The sequence below is a fragment of the Paenibacillus sp. F024 genome, assembly GCF_057814255.1.
In genome coordinates this window covers 1-26817 of the sequence record NZ_JBVASZ010000043.1, presented here as the reverse complement: position 1 = coordinate 26817, position 26817 = coordinate 1, and the positions used below count along the sequence as shown (strand labels likewise).

Genomic DNA, 26817 nt, shown 5'->3' with positions numbered 1-26817 from the left:
AAATCAGATTATCCTTACTGCTTGCGGAGGTCCACATTGTTCATCCCGCCCTAGTAATGTTCTTACTCAGCAGTATTGACAATCAACCTATTAAGCAGACCTCAGCAACGAACTATAGCGAAGAAGCGAAAATTAGGACTCGCCCGGATTAGCCGGACGGCTTCATTAATAGACTAGAAGAGAAATGACGATGAGCACAAAAAGACCCGACCACTTTTACAGCATGGAACGGATCGGATCTTGGACTGGACGGGCTATTTGCTGCTGGAGCGGCGATAGACGGAGAAGCGGTCAATGACGTAACCCATGATGGTCCATGATAAAATCGTGAGGAAGTAGAGAAGCAGGGGATTCACGTCCGTATAAGTGAAGATCGGGTAAAACCAAGCCGGAATGCTAAGGGAATAAAACATCAAATAAATCGGATCGTATTCGTGTCCGATATAATGGATCAGGCAGAGCGCCGCACCGATCATCGTAAGGATAAGGGTATATTTATATCGCATATGAAAATCTCCTTTTGAGTTGTTGATCAGCATAAACAGTGGATCCCCGCCGCCTCACGGCGGTTGGGGAAGGAGGGGCTACCCCCGGAATACTTTTTTCCACTTTCGATTGTGGTTGGTCGTTTCGGGGAAGCGATCCCCTTTGCTTAATGTGATGATTTTGGGATTGTTAATTCCCATATGGAAGGCATTTTCGCCAACCTCCATATACTCGCCGTCGTTTGGCGCACTATCGCCCGGACGGAATTGTGTCCATTCACCCATGGCGGGTCACCTCCTATGATTGGTGTATTGTTATATTTTCCACAATACGACTTCACCATAAGGGTTAATAATTACCAGCCTGTCCTTTTGAAGACAAACAATGCGCGCAGTATAATTGTTTGTCTTGCTTTGGCATTGTATTTTTGCTATAGTATTATGGTGCGAGTTTAGGAAAACATTCTCGCTCCTTGCTTCTGACGGTACAAGCCGATTCAGGGGCCTTTAGTCCAAAAGGAGGTGGCAACATGCGCAAATACGAAGTGATGTACATCATCCGTCCTGATCTCGAACAAGAAGCGGTTCAGGCTACGGTGGAGAAGTTCCAAAACATCATCAACAACGGTGGCGAAATTACGAAGCACGACCTGATGGGTAAGCGCCGTCTTGCGTATGAGATCAACAAGCATCGTGACGGTCATTATGTGTTGGTTCAATTCAACGCGAATAATGAAGTGATCAGCGAGCTTGACCGTGTAATGAAGATTTCCGACGAAATCATTCGTTACCTGATCGTGAAAGACGTAGCTTAAGGCAGAAGTGCCGTAATTGAGTTTGTTGACAACGGACGACGTTAAATCGTACGTTGCAACGGATCCGGGAGGGAAATGCGGATGTTGAATCGTGTGATTCTGATCGGAAGACTGACACGTGACCCCGAACTGCGCTATACGCCCGCAGGTGTGGCTGTAACCCAGTTTACACTTGCAGTAGACCGACCTTTCTCAAGTAATCAAGGCCAAAGAGAAGCGGATTTTATTCCGGTCGTAACTTGGCGCCAACTCGCGGAGACTTGTGCGAATTATCTTCGCAAAGGTCGTTTGGCAGCAGTGGAAGGCCGTATTCAGGTGCGTAACTATGACAACAATGAAGGACGCCGCGTTTACGTGACGGAGGTCATTGCGGACAATGTACGTTTCTTGGAATCGGCTAACAGCGGCAATCGCGATGAGGGTATGGGAATGGGTGCTAGCGGCGGCGATGGAGGCGGCAACCGTGGAGGTTACGGCGGAGGACGCAGCCAACAACAGGATCCTTTCCAGGATGACGGTAAACCGATTGATATCTCTGATGATGATTTGCCGTTTTAAGAAACTTGAAACGGTAGGAAAACTCACGTAGAAAGGATGGAGAAAACATGGCATTCGAAAAAAGAGAACGCTCTGAAGACCGCGGCGAGCGCGGCGAAAGAAAGTTCAGCGGCCGTGGCAAAAAAGGCGGCAAGCGCCGTAAGGTTTGTTACTTCACCGTAAACAAAATCAAGCATATTGATTATAAAGATATTGAAACGCTGAAGAAGTTTATCAGCGAGCGCGGGAAGATTCTTCCTCGCCGTGTAACAGGTACTTCCGCTAAGTATCAGCGTGCATTGACGATCGCAATTAAGCGTGCCCGTCAAATCGCTCTGCTGCCTTATACAACGGAGTAAGATGATTTCAATAAGACAACCGGGTTATCCCGGTTGTCTTTTTATTTTGTATGTTATAACGAAAAATGCATGCCCAAAAAGCTGAAGACGATCGTCTTCCGGCGAGCGGTGAATCATTTTTCTTCCCGGGGCATATCATGATATGATGGAATGGTGAGAATTGCAGGGTCTTATAGAGAGAGAAAGGAAGGGAATAACGTTGAACATCGCTTTTTTCTTGGTGCCCAAGGATGACGTCATTTATTTATCTCCTCATTCCACCATACGCCAAGCGCTTGAACGAATGGAATATCACCGATATTCGGCCGTTCCTCTTATTGATGAGAATGGAAAATATGTCGGAACCATTACCGAAGGGGATTTATTATGGAAGCTCAAGCGTTCTCCTGAAATCGGATTTGAAAATGCCCATAAAGTGCAGCTCAAAGAAGTCTCTCAGCATATGGTGATTAAACCGGTCCGGATCGATCAGCAGATGGCAGACTTGATTACGCTGGCCACCAACCAAAACTATGTTCCTGTGATCGACGATAATGAAGTATTCATCGGTATCATCCGTAGAAGGGAAATTATTGATTATTGCTTTAAGCTGTGGCAGTCCGAACAAAGGGTCTAAAAGTGTGTTATAATTAACTAAAGCACCAAGGTAAGGAGAGAATAAGCTTGTCTAATATGGATAGAGACGTTGATTTGGCCAAACGGGCCAAAATTATCGAATGGCTGAAAACGGAGCTTGTGGATCAAATGGCACACCTGCTTAAAGGCATTTGGGAAGGCAGTCATCACAAAATCGTTGACGGTTTGGCAAGTCTGATTGCCTGCTGTTATATTCTCGGCCGTCGACTTGGCATCTCTCTGCGCAATTTGGACGAAGCGGTTCTGGACAAAATGAAGAAGCATCGCGAGGAAGGACATCAATTGGAAGAATGGTACGGAGATATTTCCGCTTTGGAAGATCATTTGCGTAAGAGGTGAAAGGCTTGGATGAACCACAGAAAAAGCGAATGTTCGGTTGGAGCATCGCTTATATTGTTTTGCTCTTAGCGATTTTTTTACCCCCGCTAAGTTTAATTACGGCAGCACTGTTGATGGTGCCTCTGCTGGTCATGTATGTGAAGCTGGATAATAAGAGGTTCTTGGCGCATTACGCGATCTGCCTGGCCGTTGTTTATTTAGTCACATCGCTGCTTCTGGCCGGTTGGCTTGGAGCGCTGCTAGTGTCGATATCGCTGTTCTTTTTGCCTCCGGTTATCCAGATGGGCAACTTGTATAAGAAAGGCGCCGCGGCACGGTCTGTCCTTACGGTAGGAGCGGTTACGCTCCTTGCACAGCTGCTGCTTACGCTTATCGTGACGCAGATGTTTGGTCTCAATCCGGTAGGCAAATTAAAGCAGTTTATGATGGATAGCGTGAAGACGCTTCCTGCGGAGCTGCAAAGTATGATGGGTGTCGATCCCGATACTTTGGTTCATATGATGGTACTGATGCTGCCGCTGTACATGATCGGGTTTTCACTTTTTTATGCGGTGGTATCCCATTTTCTGGCCCGCAAGGTGCTCGTCCGCTCGGGTGAATCCATTCCCGCCTTTAAGCCGATCAAGGATTGGATGCTCTCGAAATCGTTCGTTTGGTTTTATTTGATCGCACTGATCATGGAAATGTTTGTAGGTGATAACACGAGATCGATGTCTTATACGTTGCTCTTGAATTTACTGCCGCTGCTGACGTTCCTGTTTTCCATTCAGGCGATTTCTTTCTTGTTCTATGTGGCGCATGTAAAGCAGTGGAACAGGACATTACCGATAGTTGGAATTCTGCTGCTGCTGTTTTTCCCGCCGGTGTCGTTTTTGTTCAGCCTGCTTGGAGTATTTGATGTGGCGTTTCCAATCCGTGATCGTATTATGACTCGCAAGTGACTTTATAGGGATTAGGAGCGAATGAAATGCCAAAGTTCCTGTTGAAGCGATGGCATGGGATGCATATCGTATGGATTTTTGCCTTACTGACCGCGTTGACCTTCATTTTATTTTTGTACCAATGGGTCATTGCTCTCATTGCCTTGTTTTTGTGCTGCATTCTCGGGTATTACACACTGAAGGCGGAGCAGGCGTTCCGTAAGGACTTAAACCATTATGTGGCCACGTTGACGCATCGGGTCAAGCGGACAGGAAGCGATGTCCTTCATGGGCTGCCGTTTGGCATTGTGCTATACAACGAGGAAAAAATCATCGAGTGGCACAATCCTTTCGTAGCTCAAATGATGGGTGAGGATTCATTGATTGGAGAATCGTTGCTTGAGCTGTTTCCGGCACTTAAGAACCGCAAGGAAAAAGAGCTGAAGCTCGAAATCGCCATGGATAACAACATCTACGAAATGCAGATCAATCCGGAAGAACGACTGCTTTATTTGACCGATATTACACAGCTCAAATCGCTTCAGCTCCGTTATGACGAGGAAAAGCTGGCTCTGGGCATTGTCATGCTGGACAACCTGGATGAAGCGACTCAGGGGCTTGACGACCAAACGCGAAGCATTATGATGGCTAAAGTCACCGGTGAAATCACGGAATGGGCGCAAAAGCATAACGTCTATCTCCGCCGGACGGCGTCGGACCGGTACCTTGTACTGATGGACCAAAGAGGGCTAAAGGCGCTGGAGCAATCGCGTTTTGAGATTTTGGACGACGTTCGGGATATTACGATCGAACACAAGCTGCCGCTGACGCTAAGCATAGGCATCGCTTCAGGAACTTCGTCCATCACCGAGCTTGGACATTGGGCTCAGACGAGCTTGGATATGGCACTGGGCCGGGGCGGCGATCAGGCGGCGGTGAAGCTTGGCGAACGCTTGTCGTTCTATGGAGGACGTTCCAATGCGCTGGAGAAGCGGACACGCGTCAGAGCCCGGGTGATTTCCCATGCGCTACGCGACCTGATCAAGGATTCCGATAAGGTCATCGTCATGGGACATAAATATCCGGATATGGACGCGATTGGAGCGGCCATCGGCGTATTGAAGATGGCGCATATAAGTAACAAGGAAGGCTATATTGTGCTCGAGGGAGTCAATCCTTCCATTGAGAAGCTGATGGAGACCATCTATGAGGACGAAACGCTCAACCGCTGGTTTATTACTCCGGAGCAGGCACTGCAGATTACGAATTCACGTTCCCTGGCTGTCGTAGTCGATACGCATCGGGCAGTGATGACACCGGAGCCGCGGCTATTGCAATTGACTACGCGAAAGGTGGTCGTAGACCATCACCGGAGGAGCGAGGATTTTATTCATGACGCCACATTGGTTTATATGGAGCCGTATGCGTCGTCCACATGCGAGCTGGTGACGGAGCTGCTCCAATATTTCCATGAACGGCTGACCATGGGCGCTCTTGATGCTACGGCGCTGTTGGCAGGGATTGTCGTCGATACCAAGAGCTTCAGCCTCCGTACAGGGGCCCGGACGTTCGAAGCGGCTTCCTTCCTGCGGCGCAACGGCGCGGATTCTTCGATGATTCAACAGCTGTTGAAGGAAGATTTGGAATACTACATTCAAAAGGCCGAGGTTATCAAGAACGCCGTTGTCATCTATGACCATATTGCATTGGCGGTCAATGAGCCGGGACGTAAATATTCACAGTTGCTCATTGCCCAAGTTGCTGATACATTGTTAACTATGACGGGAATTATGGCCTCGTTTGTGATCAGCGAACGCCCGGACGGGCTGATCGGAATCAGCGCAAGATCGCTTGGACAGATGAATGTTCAGCTGGTTATGGAGCGAATGGGCGGCGGCGGCCATTTAACGAATGCGGCAACGCAGATTGAAGGCACGGTGGCGGAAGCCACGCAGCGGCTCAAGCAAGTGTTAAGTGAGATACATGCAGAGGAGGGGCTGTTCGAATGAAAGTCATATTGTTGAAAGATGTAAAGGGCCAAGGAAAAAAAGGGGAAGTCAAAGAAGTTTCCGAGGGTTATGCCAATAATTTTTTGTTTAAGCAAAACCTGGCCGCACCGGCTACCGATGGGTCGATGAAGGTGCTGGAGCAGCAGAAGAAAGCGGAGGAACGCAGGAAAGCACAGGAGAAGGCCGATGCACAGGAGCTGGGCCGGAAGCTGGGAGAGCTGTCGGTGCAGCTGAAAGCCAAATCCGGTGCGGACGGACGTTTGTTCGGCGCCGTTTCAAACAAGCAGGTAGCCGAAGCGTTGGATAAGCAAGGGATTAAGCTGGATAAGCGGAAGATTGTCATGGATGAGCCGATCCGCACATTGGGCGTGACGGAGGTTGCCGTCAAGCTGCATCCGGAAGTCACAGCGAAACTGAAAGTGCATGTAGTGGAAGAATAAAAAAGCGGATTCGGCAATGAATAACGGACATGAATGTCCGTTATTTGCCTTGTTGTCCATAATGTGAAGCTTGAAGATCAGGAGGAGAACAGGTGAACGAGAATTTGTTTATGGATCGCATTCCTCCACAAAACATAGAAGCCGAACAGGCCGTACTCGGCGCTATTTTGCTTGACGGAGACGCGCTGATTACCGCAATGGAGCGGGTGACCAGCGACGACTTCTATCGTGGAGCGCACCAGCGGATCTATGAAGCCATGATCGAGATTGCCGAGGGGAATGAACCCGTCGATCTCATTACGCTTACGGCACGGCTGCAGGATAAGAAGCAGCTGGAGGAGGTCGGCGGCATCAGCTATCTGTCGGAGCTAGCCAATGCAGTGCCTACGGCGGCTAACGTTGACTACTATGCTCAGATCGTAGAAGAGAAGTCGATGCTGAGGCGCCTGATCCGGGCGGCTACACAGATTGTTACGAACGGGTATTCCGGTGAAGATGAAGTGGGAACGCTGCTCAGCGATGCGGAGCAGCGTATCATGGAGATTTCACAGGCTCGTTCCGGCTCCGGCTTCATCGCCATCAAGGATGTGCTGATGGAGGTCTTCGACAAGGTGGAGTTCCTCTTTAACCAGAAGGGGAGTACGACGGGCATTCGCTCCGGTTTTACGGATTTGGACAAGATGACCTCGGGCTTTCAGCGGTCGGACCTGATTATTGTTGCGGCCCGTCCTTCTGTAGGGAAGACGGCGTTCGCTTTGAATATAGCGCAGAATGTCGGGGTACGGGAGAATGAGACGGTGGCCATTTTCAGTTTGGAGATGGGTGCCGCACAGCTTGTGCAGCGTATGATTTGTGCGGAGGCTAACGTCGATGCGGGACGGATGCGTACGGGTTTCCTGGAGCCGGACGATTGGGAGAAGCTGACGATGGCCATCGGCTCGCTGTCGGAGGCTAATATCTTTATCGACGATTCCCCGTCCGTTACCGTAGCGGATATTCGCGCGAAGTGCCGCCGCTTGAAGAAGGAGAAGGGTCTTGGCATGATCCTGATCGATTATCTTCAGCTCATCCACGGACGCGGCAAAGGCGATAACCGTCAGCAGGAGGTCTCGGAGATTTCCCGTACATTGAAACAGATTGCGCGTGAGCTGGACGTGCCGGTCATCGCTCTGTCGCAGCTGAGCCGGGGAGTGGAGCAGCGGCAGGACAAGCGGCCGATGATGTCTGACCTGCGGGAATCGGGATCGATCGAGCAGGATGCCGATATTGTGGCGTTCCTGTATCGTGATGATTATTACGATAAAGAGTCGGAGAAAAAAAATATCATTGAGATTATTATTGCCAAGCAGCGGAATGGTCCTGTCGGGACGGTAGAGCTTGCCTTTTTGAAAAATTACAACAAATTCGTAAACCTGGACCGAACTCATCAGGAGCTGGCGATGGCACGCTAAGGTACGCGCCACTGTTGCACGGGGAACATTTTTAATGAGATGAAAACGTAATGTGAATATGCGGACTACAGAGGGGCATAGGGAAGGGAATGCCGCTGTAGTCCTTCTACATATGAATAATTTCCGAACAATGGGCAAAGGGCTATGCATATTGTTCGTTTTTATTGACTTTGCTGAATGGTACTGCTAAACTAATCAATGGTGTATTGTGCCTTTAAGGCAAATAACAGGTGGTTTCCACCTCACGGGGGTAAGCGAATATGTCAACGGTAGTAGTTGTCGGAACCCAATGGGGAGACGAAGGAAAAGGAAAGATTACCGACTTTCTTGCGGAGTCTGCAGAAGTTGTTGCTCGTTATCAGGGAGGCAATAACGCAGGTCATACGATTCTTATTAATGATAAAAAGTATAAGCTTACAATGGTTCCATCGGGCATTTTTTATTCGGATAAAATATGCGTCATCGGAAACGGCATGGTCATCAATCCGGGCGCGCTGCTCGAGGAAATTCAATATATTCATGACAACGGCTTTACGACCAACAATCTTCGTATCAGCGACCGTGCCCATGTGATTATGCCGTATCATCTTCTGTTGGACGGTTTAGAGGAAGAACGCAAAGGCGACAGCAAAATCGGGACAACCCGAAAGGGAATCGGCCCTTGCTATATGGATAAAGCAGCCCGTAACGGGATCCGCATTGCCGATTTGATGGATGCGGAGGAGTTTGAACGCAAGGTTCGCCAAATGGTGAAGGAGAAAAATGTATTGATCGAGCAGGTATACGGCTCCAAAGGGCTGGATGCCGATTCGATCATTAAGGAATATCTCGGCTATGCAGAGCAAATCCGTCCTTACGTTACCGATACGTCGGTCGTACTGAACGATTTGATCGACGCAGGCAAGAAGGTGCTTTTCGAAGGCGCACAGGGGGTTATGCTCGATATTGACCAAGGAACGTATCCTTATGTCACCTCTTCGAATCCTTCAGCGGGCGGTGTCTGCATCGGCTCCGGCGTAGGGCCTTCCAAAATTCAACAAATTATCGGCGTAGCCAAATCGTACACCACGCGCGTTGGAGACGGCCCTTTCCCAACCGAGCAGCAAAATGAAACGGGAGATTGGATTCGTGAGCGCGGCAATGAATACGGTACAGTTACCGGAAGACCACGCCGCGTCGGTTGGTTCGATAGCGTTGTTGTTCGCCATGCCCGCCGGGTAAGCGGAATTACCGGCCTATCCTTGAACTCGCTTGATGTTCTGTCCGGACTGGATAAGGTGAAGATCTGCACAGCCTACAAATACCGCGGTGAAGTCATCGAGCATTATCCGGCCAGCTTGAAGGTGTTGGCTGAATGCGAGGCCGTGTATGAGGAGCTTCCGGGCTGGAAAGAGGATCTGTCCAATGTTCGCAAGCTCGAAGATTTGCCGGAGAACGCAAGACGGTATGTTGAGCGGGTGTCTGAATTGACGGGCATTCCGATTGCGATTTTCTCCGTTGGGCGCAACCGTGAGCAAACCAACCTGGTGAAGCCGATCTACTGAGTTGAATCTGACCTTATAAGACCATGGCCCTGTTCTCCCGATGATGGAGAGCGGGGCTTTTTTGCATAGGAAAGAACCGCCCGATTGATTTCCCGGAAATAGGTCAATACTGGAATTATGGACAACAGTGACATGATGGGAGTTGGGCATAGAAATGAAATGGATGAACTGGATGCTGAAGCTGGGCGTCAGCGCGGCGGTCACTTCTTTATGCTGCGTAGTGATGACCTTTCTCGCCGTAAATGCTTATGTGGATGTACTGTTAGACCAATATCAGATTCAACGTCCCGGAAATCACAAAATCGGGTGGAATCAGTTTGTGAACCGCTTTACCGCGCAGCTGGGTTTGGGGACGGGTGAAGCGGCAGAGGCGAAGCCTAAGGATTTAGCTGTTTCCGCTCATCCGGGCTCCCCATCCTCATCGGCTTCTACTTCAACCGGATCCAAAGATGCAAGCTATGACGGTGCGGTAGGCCAAGACCGCGAGGACCCTTATCGGGTTCCCGAGGATGCAGTGGCCGTATGGAGCCAGCAATCCGGACAAGAAGCGCTGCCGGAGGAAGACAGAAAAATCGTGGTTTCAAGTGAACAGTTTGCCCAAAAGAAGGAGCAGCTGTCTGAGGAGAACAAAACGAAAATTTTCTCACTTCTGGTCTCTCGCGTATCGCAAGAGGAAATGCAGAGGATTTCCGTCATTTTGGAAGACGGAATTACAGCAGCGGAGCTCAAGGAGCTCGAGGAGCTGCTTCAGAGAAAGCTGAAGCCAGAGGAGTATAAACAGCTGCAAGCCTTCATCGGAGCGCCTTGAGCCCCGGTTCCCGGCATCTTATGCGCGGTGAGAAACATGGGATAACAAAAAACTGACCTCATGCTCGTTTAAGGTCAGTTTTTTTCGTTCTCGCAAGCATCAATATTCCCCGCCATAGCTGCGGATGGTATCCTCCGCCTGCCGCCGCCGCGACGATTCCACGACAGCCTGCAGGATGAAAGGGGCTTCAATCGTAATGCCGGTCTCTCCCATGCTCGTTACCGCAGGCAGCCTGCCTTCCGCATTCAGAGCAGGCGAATCCTGCTTGAGAAGGATGACGCCCTGCTTTAAAAGCGCTTGAGCCGCTTTCTCCATATCCAGCGGGTTACGAAACGAAGCCGTGATATTTTCCATAGTTTTACTTCACACTCCTGTCAGAATTTTTTCTGAAAACGAGCGATGACCTGCACTTTGGTTGAAATAAATAGACGGGGTATGGTAAATTTATAGAGGAGTTTGGGCACTTTGGTTATTGTCCCTATTTTTAGGTGTTTTTATGTGCTAGGAGTCTCAGTAAAACAGCAGTTCCGTGTGATTTAGCGGATGCCTATCCAATGCGGCAAAAAACGGCTTAAAAGGAGAAGAAGATGACAGTTTTCAAGATAATGGATCAATTCAAGAGCCTGATAAAAAAGCTTCGGCATCAACAGGCTGAGAATGGGTCCGAGAGCTTGGCTGAGGGCTTAAGGGTAGAACCGGTGACAAAGGATCAAGAAGCAAACGCAGCATCCATTCCATTTAAACAACGCATCATTAAACATAAACGATTGATCATGAAATCTGCCGCCGCATTAAGTTTAATTGCCGCCGTCGTCTGGAGCGGAAACCAGTATGTACTGGCGAACATGAAGGATTATTACCACGTGTACGCCGATGGAGATTCCATCGGGACCGTATCCGATCCGGCGATGGTTGAACAGTTTAAGCAGGAAAAGCGGGAGCAGATGACCAAAAGCGATACGAACATCCGGATGGTCGTAAAGGAGCCTAGGCTCGAATTTACCCCGGAACGGGTTTTTGGGACAAAGGCAGAGGATGAAGCTGTTCTGAAGCAATTGGAACGTTATTTTTCGGCTTATCCAGTCGGGGTTCAATTGTTGGTGGACGGCAAGCCGGTAGGTATTGTGAAGGACGAAGCGACGGCCAAAAAAGTGCTGGAGCAGCTAAAAGCGAATGTGATCGCTTCCCTGCAGCAGAAGAAAGAACCGGGGAAAGTCGGCATATTATCCGCATCATCGAACAACGACGCTCCGGCAGCATCGGAGCTGGAGAAAGCGGATTTCGTTCAGAATGTAGAAATGAAAGAATTGGAAATCAAGCCGGACCAGCTCATGAAGCCGGATGAGCTTCTGAATAAGCTGGCGACAGGCAGTGCGCAGCCTACCAAATATACGGTTGTAGACGGCGACTGCGTATCGTGTATCGCCAAGAAGCTGAATGTTCCGAAGCAGGTGATTTACCAGAATAACCCCTGGATTTACAATGACATGATCAAAGTAGGGGAACAGCTGGATCTTACCGTGCTGAGGCCGACACTGTCCGTAAGGACCGTTGAGAAGGTCGTGGAGAATCAGGAGATCCAATACGAGACGGAATATAAGCAAGACGATAATATGCGGGTCGGAGAGACGCAGGTGCTTACCGAAGGAAAGAACGGCATGAAGAAAGTGACCCTGCAGCTGACCAAGGTCAACGGACTGATGGAAGAAGAGAGCGTGCTAAGCGAAGAAATCGTTCAGCAGCCGGTCAAGGCCGTCGTGAAAAGAGGTACCAAGGTCGTATTGGGTGAAGGTACAGGCAAGTTTGCATGGCCGGTCGTTTCGGCTACGATCACCAGTACGTTCGGCAAGCGCTGGGGCGCATTCCATAAAGGGATTGACCTTACGGGCAACCGCAGTATTCTCGCATCCGATAACGGTAAGGTTGAATTTGCAGGTGTGAAGGACGGTTACGGCAATATTATTATTATTAATCATATGAATGGGTATCGTACGGTGTATGCACACCTGAGCAAGATTGAGACAAGCAGCGGTAAAATTGTGGAGAAAGGCGAAAAAATTGGAACAATGGGCAGTACCGGGGACTCTACAGGGGTACATCTGCACTTTGAAATTTTGCTTGACCAATCGCCGCAAAATCCGCTTAAATATTTAAATCGTTAAGATGGCAAGCATCACATTAATCAAGAGGCATGGAGAAAGCAGGGCGGCAGGCCCGGGCTCTCCATGTCTCTTTTTGCTTCGAGTTGTGGTAAAATAAATGAATAGCTTCCCATGAACAGCTGTTAGTCTTTGACAGGCGGTGAAGGAACGAATGGCGAAAATACTTGTTGTAGACGATGAACAACCGATTGCGGATATATTGAAGTTTAACTTGGAAAAAGAAGGCCATGACGTCATCTGCGCTTATGACGGCGGAGCGGCGGTGGACTTGGCTTATTCCGAAGAGCCGGATTTGATTCTGCTGGATTTGATGCTGCCGGTAAAGGACGGTATGGATGTGTGCCGGGAGGTAAGAGCCAAGCTGAACACTCCGATCATCATGCTGACGGCTAAGGATAATGAGATTGACAAGGTTCTGGGTCTTGAGCTTGGGGCAGACGATTATGTGACGAAGCCGTTTGGAACACGCGAGCTGCTTGCCCGGGTCAAAGCACACCTGAGGAGACAGACCAAGACGGCACCGGCGTCCGCGTCTCCGGAGGAGGAGCAGCCCCGGCAGGGCCTGCGCATCCTCAGCTTATTTATCGATACCGATATGTATGTCGTTTATAAGGACGGCGTACCGCTTGATCTCACGCATAGGGAGTTCGAGCTCGTACAGTATATGGCCAAAAACAGCGGCAAGGTGATGACGCGTGAGCATCTGCTGCAGGCGGTGTGGGGCTTCGAGTATTTTGGGGATGTACGTACGGTTGACGTGACCATCCGCCGGCTCAGAGAGAAGCTGGAGGACGATCCGAGCCGTCCGGAATATATCATTACCCGGCGGGGGCTTGGCTACATGATGCGCAATCCGAAAACAAGCGCCGGCAGCTACTAGGCAGGGGCGATACCGATGCAGAAGAAAGGCATCCGTTTTTTTCAATCGATTCAAGCCAAGCTGATTATTATTTATGTTCTGCTGATTTTGATCGCGATGCAGCTCATCGGCGTGTATTTTATCCGCACGCTGGAAGGCTCACTCAAAAATGAATTTATGGATAACCGCAACAAGCAGGCGCAGCTGCTTGCGCAGTACGCAGAGACGTATTTGAGCGAAAGCCAAGATAATAAAAATACGGAAGCCTTGAAAAGGTCGTATGCCGACTTAAATGAATTCGTCAACCGCTTGTTTGTAATCAGCAATGCGGAAATCCAGGTGATTGATGCGGGCGGCGTGGTTCTTACCACCTCGTTGGCCAGCAACCAATCGGTGGTCGGCAATAAAAATACGCAAACCGAGGTCACAAGGGCGCTGCAGGGCATTAAGGATAACCAGCGCATGTTTACGGATATTGACGGAGTCCGCAAGGTGGTTATCGCCAAACCGATCGGCTCCGGAGCAAGGGTACTCGGGGCGGTGTATATCATTGCTTCGATGGAAGAGGTATACGATACGATGAACCGGATCAACCGTTTCTTCATATCGGGAACACTCATTGCGCTTGCGTTGACGGCGCTTTTGGGAATCATCCTGTCGGCGACGATTACCAAACCGATCAAGGCGATTACAAGACAGGCTACGGCAGTGGCCGAAGGCCGGTTTGACTTCGACGAGCAGGTTCCGGTGATGGGACAAGACGAGATCGGCCAGCTTGGAACCACGTTTAATATTATGGTGGAGCGGCTGCGTGAAGCCCTGTCGCTGAATGAAGAGGAAAAAGAGAAGCTGGCTTCGATATTGTCCAATATGAACGATGGACTGATTGCGACCGATGATCATGGACGCGTGATTGTGATCAACCGGAGGGCTAAGCAAATATTGAATGTAAACGAGGATACGACGCTGGGCATGCATCTGGGCGAGCTGCTGAATCTGACCCCGGAGACCGTACACATGAAAGAAGATAACGGGAACCGGTTGATGATGCTGCAGCTGGTTCACGAGCCGGAGGAAGAGCCGGTGTTTGTGCGCGTGACGTTCACGACTATTTACAGTAAAGGAAAAGGCGCAGCCGGCACGATTGCCGTCCTGCAGGATGTTACCGAACAGGAGAAGCTGGAGCAGTCGCGCCGGGAGTTTGTGGCCAACGTATCTCATGAGCTCAGAACGCCGCTGACGACGATCAAAAGCTATCTGGAAGCATTGGAGGACGGAGCCGTCGAAGAACCGCAGCTGGCGGCCAAATTTGTAGGCGTGGCACGCAACGAGACCGAGCGGATGATTCGGCTTGTGACGGACCTGCTGCAGCTGTCCCGGCTCGATTCGAAGCAGGCGATTCTCAGCAAGGAAACGACGGATGTGGCTGAGATGCTGGAGGAAGTGGCGGACCGGTTTTCATTTCAGCTGGAGCAGCGCTCGATTACCATCGCTTTGGAAGTGGAGCCGGGTGTGGGCGAAATTATGCTTGATCGGGACCGCATAGACCAAGTGCTGGATAACCTCGTATCGAATGCCATTAAATATACGCCCGACGGAGGGCATATCCGGATTCATGCTGCAAGACTAATGCAGTCGGTGCTGGAAATCTCGGTGCAGGATAACGGGATCGGAATTCCCCGTAAAGATTTAAACCGGATCTTTGAGCGCTTTTACCGGGTGGATAAGGCACGTTCGCGCAGTATGGGAGGTACGGGTCTCGGTTTATCGATTGCCCGGGAAATAGTAAAAGCCCACGGCGGAACGATTCATTTGGACTCGGAGCTTGGCCAAGGGACGCGGGTCACGTTCACACTCACGTATCAACAAGAGGAGGCGACCGGATGATAGAGCAGCTGAAGACGGCGATACTGACCGTATTAATCATGACAAGTTTGCTGCAAAGCTACTTGCTTGCCTACAGCTATCCGAAATTTGATCCGCTTACGCCTCCGGATGAATACGTGAAAACCGATATGCTGGGAACTCAGACCTCCATGGAGGAGATGCTGTTCTCGGACCAGCTGGTACTGCATCTGGGGAATGGACAGCATACGGTGCTCTATCCGAATACGCAGCAGTATAACGATGTGTTGGATATTGTGAAGCAGCGTTTTATGGAAGGGTTCCGTAGGACGAATGCGCAGCAGCTGGGCCTGAACTGGGATGAAGTGGGCGGCAAGCAGCAGGGAGTGGAAATCCGCTTCCGTGACGGGCTGCCTATGAATGTGCTTCAGAGGGTCATGCAGCTTAAAGGGGATTTGATTAATGAGAGCGACCTGATTACGCGAATATGGATTTTTGCCATGGATGCCAATGAGGTTCGTACGATTCTATTTACCGATACGCCTAATACGTTGTATGAGGTGACGAGGGCGGATTTTACGGTGAAGGATATTGAACGTTTTGTCACCGTCCCCTCTAATTTCATCCCGTATCGAAAGGCGGCGGCAGGTGATTTTTATTTGCCGGCACAACCGCTCCCGATGACAGGGTATCAAATGGGCTTCACTTCATTTACAGTAGATCAATTGAAGCGGACCTTTTTTGTAGATCCGAGTGTAACACGGAATTTGACCGAGCGGGACGGCTCGGAGATCTATACCGACGGCAAGAGAGGCTTGCAGCTCAAAAATGAGCAGCACTGGATGACGTATTCCGATCCTGTAGCGCCGACGGACAGCCGATTGAATATTCTTGAAAATCTGCTTTCGGCGGTACAGTTTATCAACCAGCATGGCGGCTGGAACGGAACGTATGCGGTGCAAAAGGTGCCCCAGCAGCTGCTTTCGAACAATCAGGCCTTTGTTTTCCGTCAATATTATGGGTCGTATCCGATCATCAATACGGGCCATGAAAATATAGGATTTATGAAAATATCACTGCAAAAAGGGGTTGTCGCGAGCTATGAACGCTCAATTATGACGCCCGATTCGAAGGAGGTTACCCTCAAAGAAGCTCAGCTTTCCGGCGGTGAACCTCTTGAGCAGAAGCTTGCGCAGTTCACCGGCGGCAAGCAGGTGTATTCGGTATTTCCCGGCTACCGGCCTGTAGTAGGGGAACAGACGCTGGAGCTGGTGCCTGCATGGATAGTGGAGCTGCGTGATGGGACGTATGAGTTCTTAGAATAAGGGGGAACGACGGATGGATTGGGGCCGGGCCAAAACGATATTGATTATGTCTTTTTTGCTGCTCAATATAGTGTTGGGCATCCAGCTCTGGTCCAGCCGTGCCGATATTCTTGAGCTGGAGGCGAATCCGAGCGCAACGGCTGAAGAGCTGCAGCGGCTGGTGAAAAGCAAAAATATTCAGGTGCCTGCGGATATTCCCAAGGAGCTCCCCAGACTGAAAGAAATCGTGGTCAAGTTCGACGAAAACCTGACGCCGGAGGAGCGGATACCGCTAAGAACGCCTTTTAAGTTCGACCCTCTGATTAACAAGGCGTCTTTCAAAGATGTGCTCGGCCGGACCGGGATTGCGCATGTCGGGGCGTACCAGTTCGATCCGATGACAAGCCTGGGTGGAACCTATGTGTTCCACCAGCTGTACGGTTCGCTTCCGATGTTCGAGGTGCAGCTGGAGCTGATTGAGGAGAACGGGCAGGTGACTTTCTATCGGCAGGGTTATGTGGAGGTGCAGTCCGAAGATGACCAGAAGGAGCAAAAGGTCATTTCGCCTTATATTGCGCTTCGCAGCTTGATCGAGAACTATTTACCGACAGGCTCGGTTATTACCGGTGTGACACTGGGGTATCACGGACAGGTTTACAATTCGCAAACGATGTATATGGTGCCGTCTTGGCGGGTATCGCTCGCTAACGGGGATGTTTATTTTGTTCATGCGTTTAATGGTGCGGTGGAGGAGCCGCAGCAAAACAATAAGTAAGCGGTTGGGAGCTATGGGGATGGGAATGCGTTTTTGTATGCTGGGCAGCGGTTCTACGGGGAACGCCATGGTGGTGGCTGCCGACGAAGGCAAGGTGCTGATCGATGCGGGGCTAAGCGCCAAGAAGGTGGAGCAGCTTCTGAAGGAGCGGGGCATGTCGCCGCAGGAGCTGGATGCCATTCTGGTAACCCACGAGCATGCGGATCATATTAAGGGACTCGGGGCGATTGCGCGAAAGTATGATCTGCCGATTTATGCCAACGAAAAAACGTGGGAAGCGCTCGATAAGCAGATTGGCGAGATTGCCGAAGCGAACAAATGTGTCATGCAGACAGGAGAAATGCGCGAATTCGGCTCGCTGCAGGTGGAGTCCTACGGCATTTCGCACGATGCGGCGGAGCCCGTAGGCTACTGCTTTTACCATGAAGAAGAAAAGCTGAGCTTGGCTACCGACCTCGGCTATATGAGCTCCAAGGTGAAAGAAAAGATTCAAGATAGCGATGTGCTGATTCTGGAATCAAACCACGATATCGAGATGCTGCGAATGGGTCGGTATCCCTGGAATATTAAACGGCGCATTTTGAGCGATGTAGGGCATTTATCCAATGAAGCGGCAGGTACCGGACTGGTCGATGTCATGACGTCGAAGACCAAACGGGTATATCTTGCTCATCTGAGCCGGGACCACAATATGATGGATTTGGCCAGGCTGACCGTGAATAGTATGGTAGAGGAGCGACTTGCACCGGATGATCACCGGGCGAAGCTGATGGACACGTATCACGACCGCTCTACGGCTTGGGACCGGCTCAGCGAGGATTAGCCCCTCGTCATCTAATCATAAATTCGATCTGATGGAATCACTGCGGCATCCTGAATTTCCAAAGCCTGTGCTTTGGCCGAAATTTCTTCCGCGGTAAGCATTCCTTTCTCCATTAGCAGCTCGATCACTGCGCTGAGGAGGAGGGAGCTGCGGTAATGGTCTTCCTTCAGATCGGCCAATTTACCGATCCATGCAATTTCTTCGAGATGGGAATGAATGCGGCTGCTGGTCATCGTCGCTTAACCTCTCTTATTTTGGGAATGATTGACTCATGTTCTTATTCTAGTCTAGTGTGAAGGAAAACATTCCTATTTTTTTAGTTTCTCAGACTAAGAGTTTTTAAGGTACAATAAATGAAGTGGGAAATCAGGGATTCGGCTAGGATAGTCCGGGATTTGCTGTATCACATCGTTGGATGGAAAATGAGGGGGCGGCGGCATTGAGCTTGTTTGACGACGACGACTTTTATTCAACAAAGGTAACACGCAAGGTTTCCTTGCGTGATGCCGCGGGCCGTCTGCCCAAAGGGCGGCCCGGCTGGCTGCTCCCGGCTATCATTGGAGCGGCGGTGATGGCCGTGCTGTTTATTCTTTTTGGCGGCGGGTCGTCAAACGATCCGGTACAGCCTCAAGCATTAACTGCTTTTGCACCCGTCCCGGAGAAGGCGGAAGCGGGAGAAGAGAATGATCGGCAAATCAGCGATACGGTGGTAGGCGCGGCGGAGAGAGTATCTCCTGCCGTAGTCAGCATCCTGGGCACCCGCCAGGATGGGGAGAAGGAGCGCGGAGGTTCTATGGGGCTCGGTTCCGGCGTGATGTTTGAACGGGGCGGAGACAAAATACGCATTGTGACGAACAACCACGTGGTGGAAGGCTTCACCAAGCTGGATGTGGTGACCTTTACGGGCGAGAAGAGAGAGGCAGCCTTGGTCGGCAGCGATCAGATCACAGACTTGGCGGTGCTGGAGATCGACGGGAACGGGATTGAACAGGTGGCGGAGTTTGGCGATTCCGACGCGCTGCGCGCAGGGGAAACGGCCATCGCGGTAGGTAACCCGCTGGGTCTTGGCTATGCTCCGACCGTTACGAAGGGTATTATCAGCTGGCCGAAGCGGACGATCCCGGTATCTCTTGGCCGCGAAGGCGAGTTTGATTGGGAGATGGATGTTATTCAGACCGACGCTGCGATCAATCAAGGCAACAGCGGCGGCGCACTGGTTAATTTGTCCGGCAAGGTCGTTGGCATCAATACGATGAAGGTGGCCGATATGGGCGTAGAGGGTCTCGGGTTTGCCATTCCGATTAATCAGGCGAAGACGGTGATTCAGGCTCTGGTAACAGATCAAAAGGTAAAGCGGCCCTATATGGGGGTCGTCACCCAGGATCTCCAATCCTTCGCCGGTTTAGAGACCTTGGAGCTTCCATCGGAGATCAAGCGGGGCGTCATTGTACTGGAGGTCATTGGGCCGGCCAAGGAGGCTGGTCTCAAAAGCGGCGATGTGATCGTAGAGCTTGACGGGAACCCGGTGGATGGAACACTGGCTCTGCGCAAATACATTTACGGCAATAAACAGGTGGGCGATACGCTGAATGTCACCTTTTATCGGGGGGCTAAGAAGAGCACGTTGCCGCTGAAGCTGGAGGAATTGCAGAAGCGTTAAGCCAGAGCCGGGAAATTGGCTTGTTAGACCGGTATGCAATGGGGTAAACTAGAAGGCAATAACGTAATCATTTGTCTGAAAGCTATGATGGCTGGACAGGTTAGTGGGCAAAGAAAAAAGGGGTCTTACAATGTACGTGGTTTGTAAAGAGCATTTGGAGCTGGCGATTGACATGTTCGTGGACGAATATGAGGATGCGCCGGACATTGTCGATTTGGAGGAGGTCCATTTCAAGGACTGGACACCTCCGACGCACTGCGAACGCTGTTCCGCGCCGGGGCGGTTTTTGGTGGTATAACATGAAAGAGGAGGAGGGCTCGCTTAGGTTAAGCGGCCTTCTTTTTAATTTTGCATCCTAAGGAGAGCGAACTGCATTGAACATCCAAATTATTACCGTAGGCAAGCTCAAGGAATCGTACCTGGTGCAGGGTATTGCGGAATATGTAAAACGCCTTGGCCCTTATGCCAAGGTGCAGATCGTTGAGGTGCCTGACGAGAAGGCGCCGGAGTCCATGAGCGCCGCGGAGGAGGCGCAGGTAAAACAGCGCGAAGGCGAACGCATCCTCACGCAGCTGCGCAGCGATGCCCATGTCGTGGCGCTCGCCATCGACGGCCGGCCGCTCTCCAGCGAGGAGCTGGCGCGGCACGTGCAGGACCTGGCCACATACGGGCGCAGCAGCATCGCTTTTGTAATCGGCGGCTCGCTCGGCCTAGCCCCCGATGTGCTTGCCCGCGCCGACCTGAAGCTTTCGTTCGGTCGCATGACGCTGCCCCACCAGCTGATGCGTCTTGTGCTGGTGGAGCAGGTGTACAGGGCGTTTAAGATTATACGGCGGGAACCGTATCATAAATGACGGCGAAAAATGATTGTTGTAGTTCTTAAGTTGCTATACAATTGAAATATGTGGAAAGTTGGGATTTACCACTGAAGGGGAGTAAATAAGCAATATTGATGCTTATAATTTTTTCGAAAGAAGGTGTAAATACATGGCTTCAGACAATTCCATACTTTTAAACCGTGTGTTTACACGAAATACATTGCGTGAAATTGTAGAAAGTAATTACAGTGATGCATACGCTACCGCAATACGTAGATATATTTCTGACCCCTCAGGTAAGGATAACAGGCAACTCATAAGTGAAATATATTGCGTGCTTAAAAAAGAATATCGCAATGAGTATTTTTATAAAAATACTATTTTAAACAAATTGCTGCTCGGCATACACAAGCCCACAACAACGACAGCTTTAACGGAGGTTTCTATAGGAAAGTCTAAAGCTGATTTTGTTTTGATTAATGGACGTGCAGTTGTTTATGAAATTAAGACTGAGCTTGATAATCTTGATCGCCTTGAGTCACAAATTGCAAACTATTTCAAAGCGTTTACTCTTGTATCTATACTTGCATCTGAGGACCATGTCGATGCATTACTGAAGCGATTAGGTGACTCTCCAGTAGGAATATGTGTGTTAACTAAGAAGGGCACGATTCAGGAGAAGAAACAGCCTCAAGAATACCTCAATCAGTTAAACAAAGATATAATGTTTAAAATTCTTCGGAAACATGAGTATGAAAGTTTGATTGTAAAGCATTTCGGGACACTTCCTGATACATCCCAATTTGAGTACTACAGGGCTTGCAAGCAACTATTTTACCAAATTGATACGAGTGTTGCATATATGGATTTTGTAGCGACACTAAAAAAACGTGGGCAGATTGATGTGGAATCATATAAACAAATTCCATATGAATTAAAGTTTCTCGTCTATTTTTCCGAGTTTAAAACAAACGATTATAGAAGACTTAACTCATTTTTGCAACAAAAGGAGGTTAGTCCGTGTACTTCCCTTATCTGAGAGGTAGACAGTTTGAACTCATAGCCATAAGAGAGCTGCTTGAGAAATCATTACTGAGTAAAAATCTAATGCCAGTTGTTGAGCCAGTAAAATTATCTTCTGCCTTGATTAAAACTATGTCATTTTTTCAAGAAAAAAATCGTTCTTTGGGGCTAGTTCGAAACCCTCAAGTCGGAAGCATGATTAAAGATTTAGCTGATGAGAAATATGAAAAAGATAAGGGTCGGTTTTATGAAATACTTAAGATGTCGGATGTTCTATCATTTCTTTATGTTGATGCAAAATTTTCAGCACATCTTTCTGCCCTTGAGCGTCAAGGAATAAACAAGCAGGGGATTGCTACCATATGCATCAATCAGGATTCGATTCCCCATTTTGAAACTGCTTATGCTCCGGACTATCCACGATTCAACTTCATACGGGACGAAAGCAGATTTCGTAGACGAATGCCAAGAGAAAGAGTAATGTTTGAAGATCGTTTTCCTAAAAAAAGCCGCAACGTAGATTATTTAGATCCAGAGGATGAACACTTCTCATCGGATCACCTGTACTATGAGCAGGAAGGGTATTTGGGTTTTTCAGATTATTCGGTTGTTGGTAATGAATATTCAGAGTCTGGATTTGCTCCTTATGCGATTGCAATTCATGTCGTATATTTTGCGGCTGATCAGACTCTGCGAGTTCGGCATTTTGTATCCGATACTAATGATGACATCACAGACCCGGCAGGTAAATTTGCTGAGGCTTTGGAAAAGTTGGTCATTTGGAACCAAACTCAGCAACTTGATACATTCGGAGTTCGGGCTTTTGAAAATATGTACAAAAATCGTTCGTACCCCGGACTAGGAACAGTAAAGAAACTATCCATTATGCATCACTTGGAGCTTATGAGTCGGTATTTGGATGAGGTAAAGTAAATGAAATTTTGTAACCAATGCATTGTTGACGGAGAGTTAAAGCCCATTATCGAAGGTTTGGGACAATTCGAGAACTCTTGTCCAATCTGCGAAAAAAGAAAAGTTTTCATTTATGATACTAGCGTAGAAACAGAACAAACAGAATACTTCAAGCAACAATTCGAGCGATTACTAGATATTTATACACCAGAAGCTATGCTTCCTGGGGATTTTCCTGTCGAAGAGAAGAAACTGTTAGTCACAGAATTAACTGATCGTTGGCATATATTTAACAATAAGTTAACCTCGACAGACGTATATCGTATTATTCGGGCATTATACCCTGAGAAATACACCAGTATGCCAAATCTCTTCGATGCGCCAGTTGGTATTGCAGAACTTAATGATAAAGAACACCTCAGAAATCATTCCCTGCTTCGTTCGAATTCTTGGGATAAATTTGTAGAGTCTGTGAAACATCAGAATAGATTCCACACAAATCACATCGAACTAGAAATTCTCAATCGTTATTGTTCGTTCATTAGAAAAGTTTATAGAAAAGGGACTGTATTTTTTAGGGGACGTATATCCTCAGAGGATGGCTTCACAGTGGATGAAATGGGCGCTCCCCCATCGGACAAGGTTACAGCGGGTAGAGCAAATTCAGCTGGTATACGCTGCTTATACCTAGCAAATAATCTTGATACTACGATTCACGAGATACGAGCTGGTATCTTTGATTACGTTTCGGTAGGAAAGTTTGAATTAACACAGGATATTGTAGTTGTTGATCTCAAGGCGATTGATCACATCAGTCCGTTTATTGAAGGCTTTGATATAGTGGAGCATGCAATCAATAAAGAGCACCTGAAGCGAATTAACATGGAGATCGGACGTGCTTTGAGAAGAAGCGACAGTGTATTGGATTACATACCTACACAGTACATAGCGGACTTTATAAAAAGTATCTTGCATGAGGGAGTACCGGAGTACGCTGGCATTGAGTACAATAGTACAATTAATCTGACGGGGCAAAACCTAGCTATTTTTTACCCAGACCTTTTTGTATGCACTGGTGTTGAAGTGCATCATATTAAAAAATTAAAATATGAGATAGAAGAAATATAGACAGACAATTAGGCTCCACTCAGACCAGTCAGTTTAGCACCAACACGCATCACCAAGCCAACCCAAGGAGAACGTCCGTCCATTCGTTCTCCTTCACGCCACGCATGTTGCTCCATTGCCTCTCTTGCTACTTGTTGCGCATAGGCTTCACCAAGGCCGATTGATTCGTAATACTCCCGCGTCACATTCTCCATAAGCTCGATCACTACCGATAAAATACACCCATCCACCATAAACCTTTACATTTAAAGAAGTAGTGTACTTTAACAAGTGAGCGTCATACAAGCAGTTCGGGGCAATAAGTTATTTCTCCATGCACAACCCGTCATAAACTTTTACAATTTAAGGTGCCTAACTTTAACAGCTACTGCTCCATACAGGCAATGTGAGTGATGTGTTGTTTTCTACACACCTTCCCATAAAAAGAAAGCTCACCCTAATGGTTGTTAAGGTGAGCATTACCTTTATCCATACTGAGTAGACAAATCAATGGAGTAATGTTGCGGATGTTGATGGGTTAATTATCAAACATTTGAAATGACCTTGTTGTTTATAGAGAGGCGAAATCTCCCGCGGCACAATAGGGGGTATTTCGCCTTTTATATTGCAACAACCACAATTATTTTTCGCCGTTAGACCCGTTACGCTGAACCGTATCATAAGTAGGGCGAAACTTTCAATCCACTTCAAAAGAATATTTTGGTATAATTAGTAATAGAGTATGTTGGGGTTGGGAAAAATCGTTTATGAATAGACAATATTTAGCTTCGATCAGACAAAGGCGATTATCGAAGATGTAGATTTGGGGGATATTTACTATGAGAAGAATAACAGTAAAGGATATATACTCAGGGAAACCCGATGCCAAGGATGAAATAAACTTTGATGGCATATCTGGTTTTATTAAAACATTTATAGTACCCCAAAACATTGATTTACAATCATTATTATATGGCAACCATTGCTTTATTTCGGGCTATAAAGGAACTGGGAAAACTGCTTTATTATTCTACCTAGATAATTTAATTAGAGAAAGAGATAGCAGTGCTTGCTCATCATTTGTTTTCTTTAAAGAAGAATTTGCCGAATTAAAGAAGGAAGAATTTGAAAAATACTTAAAGAGAAACTTATCCTCAATAACAATTGATCAAGATACGCTTTTAAATAACTCCGAATTTGAATATATATGGAGATGGTTGTTATTAAAAAGAATAGTAGCAGATAATGAAGAATTTAACGGTGGTTTATTTGAAGATAATGAATACTGGAACAAATTCAAGAAATTAGTATCTACCATTAAAGGCCCACTAAACACCAAAAAAAGCGTGATACCAAATAGAATAAGAATTGGGATTCCATACCAAGATCCATCAGGAATGTCAATAGCACCTGAAATGGAAGTTGATCTCGGCAGAGATACGAAGGAAAATAATTATTCAAGTTTTGTAAAATTGATTGATGAAGCAGAGGATGCCCTATCAAGATTAACAAAAACAGATATTCCTTACCATATTTTTATTGACGAACTTGAAGCATATTACGGAGATCAAGAAGTCTTTAAAAGGGATTTATATTTAATTAGAGATTTGATTTTTACAATCAAAAGGTTTAATTCAGTTTTTTCTTCATCTAATATGAGCAATATAAAAATAATATGTTCTATTAGATCTGAAATTGTAAATGCAATTTCAAGATTTATTGTAACAAAAGAATTAAATAAAGTTACCTCTGGATTTGAGATACCTCTAAAATGGAACTATAATAATACCAATTCATTTAGTCATCCAATAATGCAAATTTTATTAAGAAGAATTGCATTAAGCGAGTCTGAAGATCAAGAGAAATATAGAAGTGATAAAGAGATTATTGCGCAATGGTTTCCTGAAAACATTCATGAAATTGATCCTACTAGTTATGTTCTTAATAATAGCTGGCACAAACCACGTGATATTGTAAGATTTATTATATCCGCACAAAACTGTATTAATAATGATAGTACATCTTTTTCACAAGCCGTTTTTACTAGTTTACACAAACAATATTCTATAGATAGTCTAGTTGAAATCCAAGAAGAAATGAGAGCTTTATATACATCAGAACAAATTGAAGACATAATTAATGTATTTACTGGATTCAAATCCATTTTATCTGTTAATCAATTAAGAGCAAGGATAGACAAGTTTTTTGTTAACAGTATCATGGATACTAATTTTAATTTTGTATTAAATGATTTGTATAGGTTGGGGTTTATAGGAAACTACTTGCCGGAATCTCAGATGTATAGATGGCAACATAAGGGGGATGATAGGCTAATAATCTCAGATCAATGGAAAATCATGATACATCAGGCTCTTCAAAGTGCTTTATCTGTTGGCAAAAAGCAAGATTACAGCATGAAGCGTTTTGAAGGACCGCAGATTGGTGACATAGTTTCTTTTAATGTTAAGAATATAAGCAAATCATTTGTTAATGGATTAATAAAATTTTATGGAAAATCGTATCCTGCATATATACATATTAGAAATATTGCGGATACTTATACTTCTAATTTAAGTGACGTTGTGACTGAAGGTGAGGAACTACAAGCAGTAATTATTGAGTATGATGAGAAATTTTCCAAATGGTCGTTAAGGAAAATTCCTGAAGGAGTACGGGACATCGGTTATAATGAATAGGTTCAAGTAGATACAGCAATCTTTCTTTAATTCGGGTTCCTTAATGCAGTGAGTTATTTTCCTTGCAGCTCTTAAAGGCGAACCCTATCACAAGTAACGGCGCTTCTTAAACCATTTATTGTAAGATCAGCCTTATAGGATATATCAAAAGCTTGTTTTTTTATACAAGAACGGTTTGTACATTGGTAAAAGCTCTCTAATTCGGAGGGCTTTTTGTTTTCGCCTTAGCGATTATACGGCGGGAACCATATCACAAATAGTAGTAGAGCGGAAAGTGGAGATAGTCGTAAACCAAAGGGACGTTGGCATCGAAGTAGGTATATAATAAACAAATAACCCCTAGAGGATTCTCTGGGGGTTATTTAGGGCTTGCTGAACGGGTCACATTTTACGGCATCACGGGCAAGCGGAATGCAAGGGTCGACCAGAGCCATTGCAAAAAAGGCAAAAAGAGAACCCGGAGTCTCTTTTCGAGGTTCATGACCAGCAG

General features: G+C 47.4%; 29 protein-coding genes. 24 read left to right on the top strand and 5 right to left on the bottom strand.

Annotation, left to right across the window (positions count from 1 at the left end):
* Positions 1-254: 254 nt before the first annotated feature.
* Complete coding sequence (locus ACZYR9_RS24740) at positions 255-506, bottom strand: hypothetical protein (RefSeq protein ID WP_488981080.1); 252 nt, start codon at positions 504-506, stop codon at positions 255-257.
* A 78-nt stretch (positions 507-584) separates the two neighbouring features.
* Complete coding sequence (locus ACZYR9_RS24735) at positions 585-770, bottom strand: YjzC family protein (RefSeq protein ID WP_488981079.1); 186 nt, start codon at positions 768-770, stop codon at positions 585-587.
* Positions 771-1015: 245 nt separating this feature from the next.
* Here ACZYR9_RS24735 and rpsF point away from each other — a divergent pair, with 245 nt between their 5' ends.
* The 11 genes from rpsF (at position 1016) to ACZYR9_RS24680 (ending at position 10343) form a co-directional block, all read left to right on the top strand.
* Positions 1016-1300, top strand: coding sequence for a 30S ribosomal protein S6 (rpsF, locus tag ACZYR9_RS24730; RefSeq protein WP_488981078.1), 285 nt, complete (start codon positions 1016-1018; stop codon positions 1298-1300).
* A gap of 81 nt (positions 1301-1381) precedes the next feature.
* Complete coding sequence (gene ssb, locus ACZYR9_RS24725) at positions 1382-1858, top strand: single-stranded DNA-binding protein (protein ID WP_488981077.1); 477 nt, start codon at positions 1382-1384, stop codon at positions 1856-1858.
* A 47-nt stretch (positions 1859-1905) separates the two neighbouring features.
* Positions 1906-2196, top strand: a complete 291-nt coding sequence (gene rpsR, locus ACZYR9_RS24720; protein WP_062410209.1) for a 30S ribosomal protein S18 — start codon at positions 1906-1908, stop codon at positions 2194-2196.
* Positions 2197-2395: 199 nt separating this feature from the next.
* Entirely contained in the window at positions 2396-2812 is a 417-nt protein-coding gene (locus ACZYR9_RS24715) for a CBS domain-containing protein (RefSeq protein ID WP_488981076.1), read from the top strand.
* A gap of 56 nt (positions 2813-2868) precedes the next feature.
* Complete coding sequence (locus ACZYR9_RS24710; protein WP_488981082.1) at positions 2869-3171, top strand: MazG-like family protein; 303 nt, start codon at positions 2869-2871, stop codon at positions 3169-3171.
* Between the two features lie 5 nt (positions 3172-3176).
* Entirely contained in the window at positions 3177-4112 is a 936-nt protein-coding gene (locus ACZYR9_RS24705; RefSeq protein WP_488981075.1) for a DUF2232 domain-containing protein, read from the top strand.
* A gap of 26 nt (positions 4113-4138) precedes the next feature.
* A complete protein-coding gene (locus tag ACZYR9_RS24700; RefSeq protein ID WP_488981074.1) occupies positions 4139-6100 on the top strand; it encodes a DHH family phosphoesterase in 1962 nt (653 codons plus the stop codon).
* Entirely contained in the window at positions 6097-6540 is a 444-nt protein-coding gene (rplI, locus tag ACZYR9_RS24695) for a 50S ribosomal protein L9 (protein WP_488981073.1), read from the top strand. The genes ACZYR9_RS24700 and rplI overlap by 4 nt, the downstream gene beginning before the upstream one ends.
* Positions 6541-6650: 110 nt before the next feature.
* Entirely contained in the window at positions 6651-7991 is a 1341-nt protein-coding gene (gene dnaB, locus ACZYR9_RS24690; protein ID WP_488981081.1) for a replicative DNA helicase, read from the top strand.
* 260 nt (positions 7992-8251) lie between these two features.
* The gene (locus ACZYR9_RS24685; protein ID WP_488981072.1) at positions 8252-9535 is read left to right on the top strand and encodes an adenylosuccinate synthase; all 1284 of its coding nucleotides are present in this window, start codon (positions 8252-8254) and stop codon (positions 9533-9535) included.
* Positions 9536-9689: 154 nt separating this feature from the next.
* A complete protein-coding gene (locus ACZYR9_RS24680; protein WP_488981071.1) occupies positions 9690-10343 on the top strand; it encodes a hypothetical protein in 654 nt (217 codons plus the stop codon).
* Positions 10344-10442: 99 nt separating this feature from the next.
* On the opposite strand, the gene ACZYR9_RS24675 is transcribed toward ACZYR9_RS24680, so the two are convergent.
* Positions 10443-10697, bottom strand: a complete 255-nt coding sequence (locus tag ACZYR9_RS24675; protein WP_488981070.1) for a hypothetical protein — start codon at positions 10695-10697, stop codon at positions 10443-10445.
* A 233-nt stretch (positions 10698-10930) separates the two neighbouring features.
* On the opposite strand from ACZYR9_RS24675, the gene ACZYR9_RS24670 reads away from it, so the two are divergent.
* The 6 genes from ACZYR9_RS24670 to ACZYR9_RS24645 all read left to right on the top strand — a co-directional run bounded on the left by ACZYR9_RS24670 (position 10931) and on the right by ACZYR9_RS24645 (position 18111).
* Positions 10931-12505 (top strand): peptidoglycan DD-metalloendopeptidase family protein, encoded by a 1575-nt coding sequence (locus ACZYR9_RS24670; RefSeq protein WP_488981069.1) that lies wholly within the window; start codon positions 10931-10933, stop codon positions 12503-12505.
* Between the two features lie 151 nt (positions 12506-12656).
* On the top strand, positions 12657-13385 hold the full coding sequence (yycF, locus tag ACZYR9_RS24665; RefSeq protein ID WP_488981068.1) for a response regulator YycF: 729 nt from the start codon (positions 12657-12659) through the stop codon (positions 13383-13385).
* A gap of 15 nt (positions 13386-13400) precedes the next feature.
* A complete protein-coding gene (gene walK / locus ACZYR9_RS24660; protein WP_488981067.1) occupies positions 13401-15251 on the top strand; it encodes a cell wall metabolism sensor histidine kinase WalK in 1851 nt (616 codons plus the stop codon).
* Positions 15248-16534: a YycH family regulatory protein gene (locus ACZYR9_RS24655; protein ID WP_488981066.1), complete on the top strand. Its 1287-nt coding sequence runs from the start codon at positions 15248-15250 to the stop codon at positions 16532-16534. Before walK ends, ACZYR9_RS24655 begins: the two co-directional genes overlap by 4 nt.
* A gap of 13 nt (positions 16535-16547) precedes the next feature.
* Complete coding sequence (gene yycI, locus ACZYR9_RS24650; protein WP_488981065.1) at positions 16548-17288, top strand: two-component system regulatory protein YycI; 741 nt, start codon at positions 16548-16550, stop codon at positions 17286-17288.
* A 19-nt stretch (positions 17289-17307) separates the two neighbouring features.
* Positions 17308-18111 carry an MBL fold metallo-hydrolase gene (locus ACZYR9_RS24645; protein WP_488981064.1) on the top strand — a complete coding sequence of 268 codons (804 nt, stop codon included), beginning with the start codon at positions 17308-17310 and terminating at the stop codon, positions 18109-18111.
* Between the two features lie 11 nt (positions 18112-18122).
* Here the strand turns inward: ACZYR9_RS24645 and ACZYR9_RS24640 are convergent, their stop codons facing one another.
* Positions 18123-18344: a hypothetical protein gene (locus tag ACZYR9_RS24640; RefSeq protein WP_488981063.1), complete on the bottom strand. Its 222-nt coding sequence runs from the start codon at positions 18342-18344 to the stop codon at positions 18123-18125.
* 206 nt (positions 18345-18550) lie between these two features.
* Here ACZYR9_RS24640 and ACZYR9_RS24635 point away from each other — a divergent pair, with 206 nt between their 5' ends.
* The 6 genes from ACZYR9_RS24635 (at position 18551) to ACZYR9_RS24610 (ending at position 23652) form a co-directional block, all read left to right on the top strand.
* Positions 18551-19771 carry a S1C family serine protease gene (locus tag ACZYR9_RS24635; protein ID WP_488981062.1) on the top strand — a complete coding sequence of 407 codons (1221 nt, stop codon included), beginning with the start codon at positions 18551-18553 and terminating at the stop codon, positions 19769-19771.
* 130 nt (positions 19772-19901) lie between these two features.
* On the top strand, positions 19902-20069 hold the full coding sequence (locus tag ACZYR9_RS24630) for a CxxH/CxxC protein (protein WP_488981061.1): 168 nt from the start codon (positions 19902-19904) through the stop codon (positions 20067-20069).
* 76 nt (positions 20070-20145) lie between these two features.
* Complete coding sequence (gene rlmH / locus ACZYR9_RS24625) at positions 20146-20625, top strand: 23S rRNA (pseudouridine(1915)-N(3))-methyltransferase RlmH (RefSeq protein WP_488981060.1); 480 nt, start codon at positions 20146-20148, stop codon at positions 20623-20625.
* 133 nt (positions 20626-20758) lie between these two features.
* Positions 20759-21628 carry a sce7726 family protein gene (locus ACZYR9_RS24620; protein WP_488981059.1) on the top strand — a complete coding sequence of 290 codons (870 nt, stop codon included), beginning with the start codon at positions 20759-20761 and terminating at the stop codon, positions 21626-21628.
* Positions 21610-22545, top strand: coding sequence for a sce7725 family protein (locus ACZYR9_RS24615; RefSeq protein WP_488981058.1), 936 nt, complete (start codon positions 21610-21612; stop codon positions 22543-22545). Before ACZYR9_RS24620 ends, ACZYR9_RS24615 begins: the two co-directional genes overlap by 19 nt.
* Positions 22546-23652 carry an RES family NAD+ phosphorylase gene (locus tag ACZYR9_RS24610; RefSeq protein ID WP_488981057.1) on the top strand — a complete coding sequence of 369 codons (1107 nt, stop codon included), beginning with the start codon at positions 22546-22548 and terminating at the stop codon, positions 23650-23652.
* A gap of 8 nt (positions 23653-23660) precedes the next feature.
* On the opposite strand, the gene ACZYR9_RS24605 is transcribed toward ACZYR9_RS24610, so the two are convergent.
* On the bottom strand, positions 23661-23858 hold the full coding sequence (locus ACZYR9_RS24605) for a hypothetical protein (protein ID WP_488981056.1): 198 nt from the start codon (positions 23856-23858) through the stop codon (positions 23661-23663).
* Between the two features lie 612 nt (positions 23859-24470).
* Between ACZYR9_RS24605 and ACZYR9_RS24600 the strand changes: the two genes are divergently transcribed.
* On the top strand, positions 24471-26327 hold the full coding sequence (locus ACZYR9_RS24600; protein WP_488981055.1) for a P-loop ATPase, Sll1717 family: 1857 nt from the start codon (positions 24471-24473) through the stop codon (positions 26325-26327).
* The last annotated feature ends 490 nt before the right edge of the window (positions 26328-26817 follow it).

What these genes read in the sequence shown, in the direction of transcription:
- rplI (WP_488981073.1), top strand. Translation starts at nt 6,097, where the DNA reads ATGAAAGTCATATTGTTGAAAGATGTAAAGGGCCAAGGAAAAAAAGGG.
- ACZYR9_RS24610 (WP_488981057.1), top strand. Translation starts at nt 22,546, where the DNA reads ATGAAATTTTGTAACCAATGCATTGTTGACGGAGAGTTAAAGCCCATT.
- ACZYR9_RS24685 (WP_488981072.1), top strand. Translation starts at nt 8,252, where the DNA reads ATGTCAACGGTAGTAGTTGTCGGAACCCAATGGGGAGACGAAGGAAAA.
- yycF (WP_488981068.1), top strand. Translation starts at nt 12,657, where the DNA reads ATGGCGAAAATACTTGTTGTAGACGATGAACAACCGATTGCGGATATA.
- ACZYR9_RS24670 (WP_488981069.1), top strand. Translation starts at nt 10,931, where the DNA reads ATGACAGTTTTCAAGATAATGGATCAATTCAAGAGCCTGATAAAAAAG.
- ACZYR9_RS24645 (WP_488981064.1), top strand. Translation starts at nt 17,308, where the DNA reads ATGGGAATGCGTTTTTGTATGCTGGGCAGCGGTTCTACGGGGAACGCC.
- ACZYR9_RS24735 (WP_488981079.1), bottom strand. Translation starts at nt 770, where the DNA reads ATGGGTGAATGGACACAATTCCGTCCGGGCGATAGTGCGCCAAACGAC.
- rpsR (WP_062410209.1), top strand. Translation starts at nt 1,906, where the DNA reads ATGGCATTCGAAAAAAGAGAACGCTCTGAAGACCGCGGCGAGCGCGGC.
- ACZYR9_RS24640 (WP_488981063.1), bottom strand. Translation starts at nt 18,344, where the DNA reads ATGACCAGCAGCCGCATTCATTCCCATCTCGAAGAAATTGCATGGATC.
- ACZYR9_RS24630 (WP_488981061.1), top strand. Translation starts at nt 19,902, where the DNA reads ATGTACGTGGTTTGTAAAGAGCATTTGGAGCTGGCGATTGACATGTTC.
- ACZYR9_RS24620 (WP_488981059.1), top strand. Translation starts at nt 20,759, where the DNA reads ATGGCTTCAGACAATTCCATACTTTTAAACCGTGTGTTTACACGAAAT.
- ACZYR9_RS24710 (WP_488981082.1), top strand. Translation starts at nt 2,869, where the DNA reads ATGGATAGAGACGTTGATTTGGCCAAACGGGCCAAAATTATCGAATGG.
- walK (WP_488981067.1), top strand. Translation starts at nt 13,401, where the DNA reads ATGCAGAAGAAAGGCATCCGTTTTTTTCAATCGATTCAAGCCAAGCTG.
- yycI (WP_488981065.1), top strand. Translation starts at nt 16,548, where the DNA reads ATGGATTGGGGCCGGGCCAAAACGATATTGATTATGTCTTTTTTGCTG.
- rpsF (WP_488981078.1), top strand. Translation starts at nt 1,016, where the DNA reads ATGCGCAAATACGAAGTGATGTACATCATCCGTCCTGATCTCGAACAA.
- ACZYR9_RS24655 (WP_488981066.1), top strand. Translation starts at nt 15,248, where the DNA reads ATGATAGAGCAGCTGAAGACGGCGATACTGACCGTATTAATCATGACA.
- ACZYR9_RS24680 (WP_488981071.1), top strand. Translation starts at nt 9,690, where the DNA reads ATGAAATGGATGAACTGGATGCTGAAGCTGGGCGTCAGCGCGGCGGTC.
- ACZYR9_RS24675 (WP_488981070.1), bottom strand. Translation starts at nt 10,697, where the DNA reads ATGGAAAATATCACGGCTTCGTTTCGTAACCCGCTGGATATGGAGAAA.
- ACZYR9_RS24700 (WP_488981074.1), top strand. Translation starts at nt 4,139, where the DNA reads ATGCCAAAGTTCCTGTTGAAGCGATGGCATGGGATGCATATCGTATGG.
- ACZYR9_RS24740 (WP_488981080.1), bottom strand. Translation starts at nt 506, where the DNA reads ATGCGATATAAATATACCCTTATCCTTACGATGATCGGTGCGGCGCTC.
- ACZYR9_RS24600 (WP_488981055.1), top strand. Translation starts at nt 24,471, where the DNA reads ATGAGAAGAATAACAGTAAAGGATATATACTCAGGGAAACCCGATGCC.
- ssb (WP_488981077.1), top strand. Translation starts at nt 1,382, where the DNA reads ATGTTGAATCGTGTGATTCTGATCGGAAGACTGACACGTGACCCCGAA.
- dnaB (WP_488981081.1), top strand. Translation starts at nt 6,651, where the DNA reads ATGGATCGCATTCCTCCACAAAACATAGAAGCCGAACAGGCCGTACTC.